The sequence below is a fragment of the Mucilaginibacter sp. genome (genome assembly GCF_964263795.1).
Lineage (GTDB): Bacteria > Bacteroidota > Bacteroidia > Sphingobacteriales > Sphingobacteriaceae > Mucilaginibacter.
Window position 1 is genome coordinate 1 of sequence record NZ_CAXVWK010000093.1, and the last position, 11117, is coordinate 11117.

General features: G+C 41.6%; 14 protein-coding genes. 4 read left to right on the forward strand and 10 right to left on the reverse strand.

The window, feature by feature from the left end; translation table 11 throughout:
* From ACE5CV_RS15115 to ACE5CV_RS15135, 5 genes are all read right to left on the reverse strand, one after another.
* Nucleotides 1–200 (reverse strand): hypothetical protein (locus ACE5CV_RS15115; RefSeq protein WP_374951085.1); only part of this gene is annotated, 200 nt, incomplete at its 3' end.
* Between the two features lie 140 nt (nt 201–340).
* The gene (locus ACE5CV_RS15120; RefSeq protein WP_374951028.1) at nt 341–883 is read right to left on the reverse strand and encodes a TlpA family protein disulfide reductase; all 543 of its coding nucleotides are present in this window, start codon (nt 881–883) and stop codon (nt 341–343) included.
* A 116-nt stretch (nt 884–999) separates the two neighbouring features.
* Entirely contained in the window at nt 1000–1911 is a 912-nt protein-coding gene (locus ACE5CV_RS15125) for a sterol desaturase family protein (RefSeq protein WP_374951029.1), read from the reverse strand.
* A gap of 2 nt (nt 1912–1913) precedes the next feature.
* Nucleotides 1914–2966 carry a 3-dehydroquinate synthase gene (gene aroB, locus ACE5CV_RS15130; protein ID WP_374951030.1) on the reverse strand — a complete coding sequence of 351 codons (1053 nt, stop codon included), beginning with the start codon at nt 2964–2966 and terminating at the stop codon, nt 1914–1916.
* 2 nt (nt 2967–2968) lie between these two features.
* Entirely contained in the window at nt 2969–3175 is a 207-nt protein-coding gene (locus tag ACE5CV_RS15135; protein ID WP_374951086.1) for an RNA-binding S4 domain-containing protein, read from the reverse strand.
* A 170-nt stretch (nt 3176–3345) separates the two neighbouring features.
* Here ACE5CV_RS15135 and ACE5CV_RS15140 point away from each other — a divergent pair, with 170 nt between their 5' ends.
* Nucleotides 3346–4542, forward strand: a complete 1197-nt coding sequence (locus ACE5CV_RS15140) for a proline dehydrogenase family protein (protein ID WP_374951031.1) — start codon at nt 3346–3348, stop codon at nt 4540–4542.
* A gap of 36 nt (nt 4543–4578) precedes the next feature.
* Here the strand turns inward: ACE5CV_RS15140 and ACE5CV_RS15145 are convergent, their stop codons facing one another.
* Nucleotides 4579–5052 carry a DinB family protein gene (locus ACE5CV_RS15145; protein WP_374951032.1) on the reverse strand — a complete coding sequence of 158 codons (474 nt, stop codon included), beginning with the start codon at nt 5050–5052 and terminating at the stop codon, nt 4579–4581.
* Nucleotides 5053–5081: 29 nt separating this feature from the next.
* Nucleotides 5082–5714, reverse strand: coding sequence for an HAD family hydrolase (locus ACE5CV_RS15150; protein WP_374951033.1), 633 nt, complete (start codon nt 5712–5714; stop codon nt 5082–5084).
* 513 nt (nt 5715–6227) lie between these two features.
* On the opposite strand from ACE5CV_RS15150, the gene ACE5CV_RS15155 reads away from it, so the two are divergent.
* Together ACE5CV_RS15155 and ACE5CV_RS15160 are read left to right on the forward strand one after the other, a co-directional pair.
* Nucleotides 6228–6806: an ABC transporter ATP-binding protein gene (locus ACE5CV_RS15155; RefSeq protein WP_374951034.1), complete on the forward strand. Its 579-nt coding sequence runs from the start codon at nt 6228–6230 to the stop codon at nt 6804–6806.
* Nucleotides 6807–6903: 97 nt separating this feature from the next.
* Nucleotides 6904–7191 (forward strand): hypothetical protein, encoded by a 288-nt coding sequence (locus ACE5CV_RS15160; RefSeq protein ID WP_374951035.1) that lies wholly within the window; start codon nt 6904–6906, stop codon nt 7189–7191.
* A gap of 43 nt (nt 7192–7234) precedes the next feature.
* Here the strand turns inward: ACE5CV_RS15160 and ACE5CV_RS15165 are convergent, their stop codons facing one another.
* The 3 genes from ACE5CV_RS15165 to ACE5CV_RS15175 all read right to left on the reverse strand — a co-directional run bounded on the left by ACE5CV_RS15165 (nt 7235) and on the right by ACE5CV_RS15175 (nt 9689).
* Nucleotides 7235–8404, reverse strand: a complete 1170-nt coding sequence (locus ACE5CV_RS15165) for an ATP-binding protein (protein ID WP_374951036.1) — start codon at nt 8402–8404, stop codon at nt 7235–7237.
* 364 nt (nt 8405–8768) lie between these two features.
* Nucleotides 8769–9239 (reverse strand): PA2169 family four-helix-bundle protein, encoded by a 471-nt coding sequence (locus ACE5CV_RS15170; RefSeq protein WP_374951037.1) that lies wholly within the window; start codon nt 9237–9239, stop codon nt 8769–8771.
* Nucleotides 9240–9317: 78 nt separating this feature from the next.
* Nucleotides 9318–9689 carry a nuclear transport factor 2 family protein gene (locus ACE5CV_RS15175; RefSeq protein WP_374951038.1) on the reverse strand — a complete coding sequence of 124 codons (372 nt, stop codon included), beginning with the start codon at nt 9687–9689 and terminating at the stop codon, nt 9318–9320.
* 300 nt (nt 9690–9989) lie between these two features.
* Between ACE5CV_RS15175 and ACE5CV_RS15180 the strand changes: the two genes are divergently transcribed.
* Nucleotides 9990–11012, forward strand: a complete 1023-nt coding sequence (locus ACE5CV_RS15180; RefSeq protein WP_374951039.1) for a LacI family DNA-binding transcriptional regulator — start codon at nt 9990–9992, stop codon at nt 11010–11012.
* The last annotated feature ends 105 nt before the right edge of the window (nt 11013–11117 follow it).

The following is an 11117-nucleotide window of genomic DNA, read 5'->3' on the forward strand; positions in this document are numbered from 1 at the left end:
ATATAAGTGATAAGGATAATCAGGAAAAAACTGGTCAAATCTACAACGGCAATGATCGGGAACCCATCTTTCAAAGCCATAAAAACGCCGGGTATCAAAGCGATGAGGCTCACCGGCAGGCAGTAAATCAGAAAATTACAGAATAACTGATCCTGCCAGTAACCCAGGTTGCGGTCGTCATAAGTTGACGAACCGGCGATAAATGTCGATTAGTCTGAATTATCTTTAGCGGAATCTACGGAGGGCCGCTATGCTAATCTAAGAAAATCTTTCCTTAAGTATCTGACCATTTAAAATGGCGGTCAACCAGCGTTAGCTGGTATAAAACCTATACTTTCAATTAATTTGTCGCTAATACACCTTGGATCTTTCCGCTCAAAAATTCGTCGATATTATCTTGTGACGCAATGCTGGCGAATTTTAGTATACCCTCCTTATCGACCACGAAATGTGACGGGTAACCGGATACATTGTAGCTGGCTGCTATTGCCTTTGCATCTGTAACAGTTTGGTATTTGAAAGTTTTGCGTTTAAAAAAGCTTTTTACGCTTGCTTTTGTAGAGTTAGCAAACGAAAGGAACACTACATCCGGGTTGCTTTTGTACTGATCGGTCAGTTTATTTAACAGGGGCATTTCTTCCTCGCAGGGAAGGCAGCCTACAAACCAAAAGTTTACTACGATCACCTTTCCTTTCAATGAAGCCAGGTCAACCTGTTTACCGGTAACCGTTTTGGCACTAAACGCAGGAGCTGGTTTACCCACCATGGCCTGCAGCAAGTCTAGCTTTTGCTGATACTCTGCCGGTGCGCTTTGCGCACGGGTTAACAAAGGGGCTAAAAAAAGTACGGACAATATAAGTAGGCCTTTTTGAATGTTTTTCATAATGCAAGATATGAAGGATATCCTTGTTTGGTATAAGTAATCGTTTTTATTCGCCGTTTGTAGGTAGGTCACGTTTATTTATTAATGTACTTCCGGCCAAAACTGCAGAGCAGCGTTTACGCGGCATCCTGATGGTAACCATGCTGTATTTTATAACTTTGCTGCATCACTTTCGCGGTTTGTGTGCGGCCGTCATGGCTCCATCCGGGGGGCATTAAAAAATATTTCACTTTGTTACGCCATCCGGGTGCCATCCGGGCATCGTATATCAGCGCCTTCCATTCGTGGAACAGGATGTTGACCGGGCCGGTATCTTTTGGCTGGTGAGTAAGGCCGTACTTCACAGGCTCGGCAGGGTGCTCTTCATAAAACGTTCCAAACATACGGTCCCATAGTATCAGCACCATCCCCATATTTTTATCAAGGTACGGGATATTGGATGCATGGTGCACACGGTGATGAGATGGTGTCACAAAAATGAACGAATACCATTTTGGCAATGGAATTTGGTATTGGGTGTGTACCAGATTGCCATAAAGCTGCGTAACCAGGTAAGCATACAAAATATCTATCGGGTTAAAGCCCATAAACGCCAGCGGCAGGTAAAAGAAAGTGCGGTAAAGCGGCTCGAACACCGTTGATCGGAAACCTGTAGTAAAATTAAAATGCTCTGACGAGTGATGGGTTACATGCATAGCCCAAAATATGCGGCAATAATGCCCGGTGTAATGCAATACCCAATATAAAAAGTCCTGAGTGACAACCAGCACTGCCCAGTAAGCAATCAGGTTACTGATATGAAACAGCCGGAACCGATAGGCAAAACTGAGGATAAAAAAAGTGCTGCTGTTTACAACAAGGTTAAGTACAAACGCCAGCGAGGTTAAATAAATATTAGTGAAAGTATCGCGTTTTTCGTAATAATGGCGGTTTTCGCGGTAGCTTAACCACATTTCTACAAGGGTAAGCACTACCAGCAAACCAACCAATACAATCACGGCTTGGTTACGGGCATCTAAATGGGGCATTTTTAAAGGGCGGCGTAATATTTTAAGCTGTCACAAAGTTCGTCTTCGGTACAGTTATTATCAACACTGTATTGTCCTATATGTGTCAGTAAGGTGCAATTTATTTTACCGCCATAGTTCTTTTTGTCTTTTTGCATCAGCGCATAAAGGTCCTTATGGCAATCGGCAGCTATTTTATATGGGGGGTAAAGTGTGGTCAGTACGGCGGTTATTTCGGCTAGGTCCTCATCAGGCAGGCCGGTTTTCTGATTAGCTAACCAGGCCTCACAGATCATCCCAACGGCTATTGCCTCGCCGTGGCTAAGATGGTCGGCATCGTTCAATAATGAATAAGTTTCGACGGCGTGACCTATGGTGTGGCCAAAGTTTAGTGATTTGCGGATGCCCTTTTCAGTAGGGTCTTCTATCACCACCTGGTTTTTAATTTGTACAGAGCGGTGCACCAGTTCGGCAGAGGGGACAGTAAGATCGCTTACTTTTAAGGTATTCCAGTAATCAGCATCGCAAATCAACCCGTGTTTAAGCATTTCGGCCAGGCCGGATAACACTTGCCGGGGAGGTAAGGTCTGCAAAAAATCTGCAACCATGAAAACTGCCTTTGGCTGGGTAAACGTGCCGACTATATTCTTGATCCCATCAACATCAACCCCGGTTTTACCGCCAACAGAAGCATCCACCTGCGATAAAAGGGTAGTAGGCACGTGCACAAAATCGATTCCCCTTTTGTAGGTTGATGCCACAAAGCCACCCATATCTGTTATAACACCACCGCCTAAATTAATGAGCAGGCTACCGCGGTCGGCACCAAAATCTATCAGCGTTTTCCAGATACCTATGCAAAAGTCGATGGTTTTGCTTTCTTCGCCTGCGTTTACCTCTATTAGGTCGAAATTATCGCCCAGACGCTCCTGCAACAACGGCAGGCAGTGCTGGCCGGTATTTTCATCTGTTAAAATAAAAACGTTAGTGTATTTGCCCCGGGCTACAAATCCGGCAAGTTCTGCAATGCTATTATCAAAGTATATGGGGTAATTGTCGCTTTGTATCGTATCCATTATTATATCACCTTGATCTGCTTTCCGCGAAATTCAACTAAATCTCCTTGCTTAACTTTAAGGCGTTTACGGTAATCAACCTCGCCGTTATACACCACTTCGCCATGCTCTACCACTATCTGGGCTTCGCCGCCTGTTTGTACTAAACCGGCTGCCTTAAGCAGTTGTATCATTGGGATATAGTCGCCCTCTACCTTAAATTCGATCATGTGCGGCAAAAATAAACTATTCATGGAATAATGAGTTATCATTTTATAATTTTGCCGCCAATTGGTAGTTAATAGATCAGGGTCCATGAGTAATGAAGCTCATATGTCATGGGCCATTACTAATGGTATCCGCAAGGCTAAACTTGTATGAACAATGCCATCTGTTAACTATGAGCCATGAACTACATTACATGAACAACAAACTGTCTTTCGAAAATACCGAGATTGCCTTTCGCCACTCCTCCAATACAGACCTTAACCGTGCGTATTGGCTGTTTAAAGTGATAAACGTTAACTTCCTGGTTAAAATAGGCCCTCCGATCACCAACTTTGCTGTAAATATAGGTCTGCCAATAAAAGGATTGATAAAGGCGACCATTTTTAAGCATTTTTGCGGAGGCGAAACTATTGCCGAATGCAGCCAGACTATTAAAAACCTTGCAGATGGCGGCGTAGGTACAATATTGGATTACTCGATAGAGGGAGAAGACGACGAAACTGTTTTTGACAATACCCGCGACGAGATTATCCGTACGATAGAGCGTGCGGCGCAGGATAAAGCCATACCGCTTACTGTTTTTAAGGTGACCGGTGTTGGCCGCTTTTCGTTACTGGAAAAGCTGGACGAGGGTTTGAAGCTGAGCGTTGACGAGCAGATTGAATGGCAAAAGGTACAGGACAGGGTGCTGGCCATTTGCGAAATGGCACACTCTGAAGGTGTACCGGTGATGATAGACGCGGAGGAGAGCTGGATCCAGAAAACAATAGATAGCCTGGCGCTGAATATGATGCGCTTTTTTAATAAAGAACAGGCCATTGTTTACAATACTTATCAATTATATCGCCATGATAAGTTGGCATCTATCATAGCTGATTTCAGCGTGGCAGAGCAGGAAGGCTTTTTGCTGGGTGCCAAAATAGTACGCGGCGCCTATATGGAGAAAGAACGTAAACGTGCCGCAGAACGGGGCTACTTATCACCAATACAACCGGACAAAGCCGCTACCGACCGTGATTATAACGACGCCCTTATTTTTTGCGCCGACCAGGTGGACCGCATTGCTTTTGTTGCAGGTACGCATAATGAAAACAGCTGCCGCCTGCTTGCTGACCTGCTGGATCAAAAAAACATCGACCATAAAAACCCTCACGTTTATTTTTCGCAGTTGTTGGGTATGAGCGATAATTTGAGCTTTAACCTGGCAAATGCTAAGTACAATGTGGCTAAGTACGTACCCTACGGGCCTATAAAAGCTGTACTGCCCTACCTGTTTCGCCGTGCGCAGGAAAATACTGCCATTGCCGGCCAGATGAGCCGTGAGCTAAGTTTGATTGTGAAAGAAAAGAAAAGAAGAAGCGCACTATAATTACCCGTAAATCGAAACCGAAATACTTATTTTGCATCAGCCCCTTATCACATCCGTGTCCGCCGGTATATAACCGAGCTGCCTGCTCATATTTAAAACCTGGCCTTTGTGATGAAACTCGTGCGTGGTGACGTGAGTGAAAACTTCTAAGGGTGTAGTAGTGAGTATATTATCGTGCCTTGGAAGCGTAACAGGAATATTTAATGCCTGCCCATATTTATGCAAAAACTCATTTAACAGCAGGTTAACCTGCTCGTAGGATTGCGTTACCACTGCGATATCTGTTTGATCACTCACCTTAAAAAACGGACGTTTTTCCTGCATGCCGTAATGTGCCAGCCAAAAAACGTAGCAGTTAGCCACATGCGTTAACATGCTGATTATACTTTCGTTATTAAAAGATGGCACAGGCTTCAACAGGTCATCGTTGCTGATAGTGCCACAATAGTCAAGCAAAGCTATGCGTGCGCCTATCACCAGCTGGTATTGATGTAAAAGTGTTGTTTGCATGTGGTTTTCTTTATACTGATCAACTTTTATTAAACCAAATGTTCGCGCTTGGCAAAGGCCTGCAACGTATCGGGCGCGGTCATCAAAAATGTTTGGATGCCCAGCGTTTTTGCTGCTTCCAGGTGTTGCGGACTATCGTCAATAAACAGCGTCTCTTCGGGCTTTAGATCGTTTTCGGCAAGTACCTGTTCAAAAAAGTCTATCTCGGGTTTGCGTTTACCCACCAGGTGCGAGTAATAGGTACGTTCAAACAAGTGCTCGTTGTCGTCAAAACCAAAATCACTTTTTAAGTAGTTCATGATATAACTAAAGTGAATTGCGTTGATGTTGCTTAGTAAAAACGTACGATATTTTGCCTTAAACTTTAATAACAAATCATGATTACCAGGGGCGATATCTAACAGCAAGCTGTTCCATGCATCGGTTATTTGCTGGTCTGTAACAGCAGGGTTGCCGGTTTTTTCCTTTACATAAGCACGAAACTCATGCTCGCTAACTTCGCCGCGGTCAAATTTATCAAAGATTGCATCTTGCTGCCGGTGGCCAAAAAATTGCTCGGTGTCGGTAATTCCTAATTGCTTAAAAGCCGCCTGCGCCTTCCGGAAATCAATACTAAAAATAACGTTGCCGTAATCGAATATAACGTTTTTGATATGCTGCATTGGTATAATTTTGGTAACCAAATTTAGTAAGAGTTTGTTAATGGACTAGCATAAATTGATTGCAGACTAAAATCGGGGAGCCGTATATACCCACTTTGAATAGAAATGGTAATGATAACAGCAGCTTTTAGGCCGATGAAAGTTATGAAACCGGTTTTTGCTTCTGAATGTAATTACAGCATGCAAAAAGCGTTTAGAACTAAGACCTGGGAAGATATAAACAGCAAGAGGGGTTATAAATAGGTGAAACTAGGTTTTAAGCCGCAGAAGCATTTTAAGCGTAGTTTTAGCCTGCTGTTTCGCCAAAAAATATTAACATTGTAATACAACTGCGCTAATTAACGAGGTTTTTGTTTTATTATGAAACACGTTGTGTATCAATATAGAACGATACCCCTTGAAAAGTACAGAGTTTAATTTATAACCACAAAGGTCACATAATGTGACCGACCGGGCGAAGCTGTAAATTTTTATTACCAATCAATCGCCGCATTCTGATTAAAAAAGTGCCAAATGGCTAAAGTAATCGAGGTAGAAAATCTTTCAAAAGTGTATCAGTTAGGGTCTTATGGCACGGGTACATTCTCCCGTGACCTGGAACGCTACTGGGCGCGTTTTAAAGGAAAAGGCGACCCCTTTTTGAAGATAGGTGATGAGAACGACCGCACTGTTGAAGGGCAAAGCGACATGGTACTGTCTTTAAAAGATATCAACTTCCAGATAGAGGCTGGCGATACCATGGGCATAATAGGCCGCAACGGGGCAGGGAAAAGCACGCTGTTGAAAATACTTAGCAGAATCACATCACCAACCACCGGATCGATCAAAGTGCGTGGCCGTGTGGCCAGTTTGCTGGAAGTAGGTACCGGTTTTCACCCGGAATTAAGCGGCCGGGAAAATATATTTTTAAACGGCGCTATTTTGGGCATGCGCAAATCCGAGATCAAGAGACGTTTCGCCGAGATCGTAGAATTTTCTGGAGTGGAACGATACATTGACACACCTGTAAAACGATACTCGTCAGGGAGTTACGTGAGTATGATGGTGATTCATAAGGTGATGGTTTACTACAAAATATTAAAAAAGGTATAGAAGCAATAGGCAAAGATCTGATCTTTGCGCGTAATTAATCTGATTATTTTATAAGCCGTTTCTTTAAGAGATACGGCTTTTCTGTTAAATTGCGTCAATGAATACTGTAAACGATTTTAAAGCAAGTTTAACAGCTGATCAACCTCCCGAAGGACTCAATGTTCAATTAAAAAGCCTTTGGTTTGATGGAAAAGATGATTGGCAGCGAGCGCATCAGCAGGTCGATCAACTCAATGATCAGCAATCGGCATGGGTTCATGCCTATTTACACCGGAAGGAGGGTGACATTTGGAACGCCGACTATTGGTACAGAAAGGCCAGGCAAAATCGCCCAGATATCACTTTACAGCAGGAGTGGGAGCAACTGGTAACCCATTTTCTTTAGAAGTTTACCTCCGGCATCTACATTGACAAAATTTTTGTTTGTGCTACAGTAAGGGTAGGCTAAAACAAAAAGTAGCGCCCTCACCTGGTTCGCTGTCTACCCACAATTTACCGTTTTGATGTTTGATAATCTCTGACGAAACATATAGCCCCAACCCCGTACCGGCCTCTATTAAACTGCTTGCAGTGTCCACCTTGTAAAAACGTTCAAATATCCTCTCCAGGCTTTCCCTCGGAATTCCTTGCCCATGGTCCTGGATACATATTACTGCCCAATTTTCCTGTTGCTTAAGCGTTACTTCTATTGCCGTTTCTTTAGCCGAAAATTTAAGCGCGTTAGTCAATAAATTATACAACGCCTGATATATTTTATCAGGATCGCCTTTCAAATTTAGCGTATGTTCAAAACCGACATGGATTTGTCTGGTTGGTGCCGTCAGCTGAACTTCTCCAATTACTTCGTTTATCAATTCATTGATCTGGTAATGTTTAAGTACCGGTTGAAGCTTACTGCTTTCAATCTTCGACACGGTTACCAGATTTTCAATAAATCTTGTGAGCCGGTTGATCTGTTTATCAATACCAGACATCATTTTATCTGCGTGCCCGTCTTCGTAAGCTTTAAGATGCCGGAGCATGAGTTGGCATTGTGCTTTAAGCGAGGTGATGGGAGTCTTAAGCTCGTGACTTATAACACTGATAAAGTCATCTTTATGATGCTCCAATTGCTTACGGCTAGTAATATCTTCTAACAGTGTGTATCCGTATTTTTCGCCCTGGTCAGCAAACAAAATAGTATGTACAATCACCCAGGCTTCAGAACCATCTTTACGAATCAGGCACCCCTCCAACTCGAATTGATTTACTTTTTCTTCCCATAAAGCTGTCTGTAATTCTTGCCAGTGATCGTTAAAATCTGGATGCGTATAATCAAGAATCTTAGTGCCAAGAATTTCGTCTTTCGAATAGCCTAACAAATCTACCAAAGCCTGATTTAACTCCAGGATCTCGAGTTTCCGGTTAATTATTTTATGAGCTACGTTAGACTTGTTAAATATAATCTCGAATCTCTCCTGGCTTTCCCTTAGTTGTTCTTCAACCTTCAAACGCTGGTTAAGTTGTGCTTCGGTTTTTTCACATCTTCTACGTAAGGTTTCATAGGCGTCTTTAAGGCCTTCATAATCTTCTGGTAACGGGATATCGGCTCTTTCCATTATATTTCATTAGCTACAGTTTGCCACAAGTCATAACAACTGTTTTCTGCAATCTTAATCACTTAATTGAGCTTAAACACAAATCGAACCATTAACTTTTACGCTTGATTATTTTGGATAAATGGACAATTAAAAGGGACTATTTTAATAAATCTACAGAGTAGACTTGTATTGTTATCATGTGAATACAGTTCTCAAAACAATAGTTGAATATAATTTAGGGCAAAAGGCGTATTGTCCAGTAAACGAAAAAACCCCTTTCGGGGTCTGTTAGGGTTTTTTAATGCCTGGGCTAGTTTGATATTTCTAAATTAATTTATTAAATGAATTCACAATATCTAAATTAACACAGCAACTAAATGTATTATCTGACAATCAGTTTTTCAATTTCAGCCAACGCGGCTTTAATACCATCACGTTGCTCTGTAAGTAGTTTAAGATGATCCGCGTGATCTGCATAATCGGCTATGCATTCGTTATATTTTTCAATTGCAGCAAGTTCGCCTGTAGTAATCGCGGTTAAAATAGTCTGATCTTCTTTGCTACTAAAAGCTTGTTTTACGTTTAGCCAGGCACGATGCAAACCGCCTTTAAGGTCGCCATTTTCGTTATCTGCCACTTCGCCATGAAGCTCTATATGCTCTTTCAGCTCGGCAGCGTAAACTATTCTTTCACCTGAAATACGTGAGAACAGGGCCTGGAGGTTGGGGTTTTCTGTCGCTTCAGCTGCCGAATGATATCCTTCTTTACCATCATTTACTAGTTCCAGTATTTCTGCAAGGTCATTTGTGACCTGTTCTTTGCTTTTTAATGATGATGCTTTGATCGTTTCCATATTATATTGCTTTTTGCGCTTAGATTGCAATAAGTCAGCCATAAACCACACTCAGTCGATTAATTAATGAGTCAACATTTATTCCTGATCAATCTCAATATCCATTTGCCTTAAAAGATCGTTTTGTAGTTCGTAAACATGTTTAACGTTCCCATCGAACAGTATCTTACCTTCATGATCTTTAACAAGTTGATAAACTAAAACCTCAACTTTATAATCCGGCCGTTTGGTAATTGACATGGGTTTTACTATTGGATTGATCTCACTCCATTGCCTCGTCCAGTATTCTCTGATCGCTTTACGGCCGCTAATATACCCTCCTTCGAAAGCTTTTGGCCAACGGATATCATCATGCATTAGTGCCAAGACACTTTCGATGTCCCTGCTGTTGAAACCTTTATAAACCGTGTCAATCAACCAGTTAGTTTTTTGATATTGTTGTTCGTTCATTATGATAGTTATGGGGTGTCCGCTATTGTATGTGCGATATTGTAGTTAAATATCACCTGTTAAAGCAACTTTTATTTATCTGTAAGGTGAATTCCCATAATTTGATTTCTTCAAATTAGATATTGGATTCAAAGTTTGGCAAAGTACTTAAAGAAAAGCTTCCGCTTAGGTTACAAATGATATACAGCACTTTTAAACCACTTGTGTTCAGTCTTCATCCTGATAAGAGCTTGTCTTATAATTGAATTGTATTTACGAGTGCTAAAAACCTACATTAGCGAAAAATAATCTCAGGTATTTATGAATAAAAAAATCTCGATGGACGATATCGCCCGCGATTTAAACATTTCAAAATCGACGATATCTTTTATTATTAATGGTAAGGCCAAAGAAATGCGCATTAGCGATAAGCTGGCGGCGCTGGTGTTAGACTATGTAAAAGAGAAAAATTACAACAGGAACGCGCTAGCTCAAAGCCTCCGTACTGGAAAATCAAAGATAATTGGCCTTATCGTAGAAGATATTGCCGATGCCTTTTTTTCAAGTGTAGCCCGTTTAATTGAAGAAAGCGCTTATAAGAAAGGTTACAAGATCATTTACTGCAGTACGGAAGACAATCCCAAAAAAACCATAGAACTGATCAACATGTTTAAGGGGCGAAACGTGGATGGTTTTATCATTACCGCACCTAAAGGTATTGAAGGGGAGGTACAGCTCATGGTTGACCAAAATCACCCTTTTGTTTTGTTTGACCGGTATTTTCCTGAAATCGCGACAGACTATGTGATAATTGATAATTTGGCAGGAGCTAGGGTCGCTATAGAACACCTAGCATCCGAAGGGTTCCGGCAGATTGCATTTGTTACGCTGGCTTCAGATCAAACGCAAATGGCTGAACGTTTAAAAGGTTATAATCTTGCTGTAAGTGCGGCGCAACTAAAACCAAAAGTCCTGGAAATAAAGTTCACATCGAAACCGGAAAAAGTAGTGCAACAGATAAGTTCGTTTCTTCAAAAAAACAAAGAAATTGATGCTGTGCTATTCGCAACAAACTATCTTGCGTTACAGGGCTTTGAAGCGATAAATCGTTTAGGTTTGAAGATTCCCGTCGACCTGGCAGTTGTTGCCTTTGACGATCATGCCTTTTTCAAAGTTTTTAATCCGCCAATAACCGCTGTATCACAGCCTATGAAAAATCTTTCTGAAAATCTGATAGATGTTTTGTTTAAAAGGATGAGTGGGGGAGAGCTCTCGAATAGTAAAGTTCAAAAGGTTTTGTCGCCGGAATTAATTGTCCGTAAATCATCTCTTAAAAGCCAATAAATATTTTTTTAATAATTTGCTAAATCCGTTTAGTTTATCTACGTTTGGAAACCAATTTAAATTCAGGCAACTATTTTATTGTCTTAAGCCGGCATCATGTTCTCA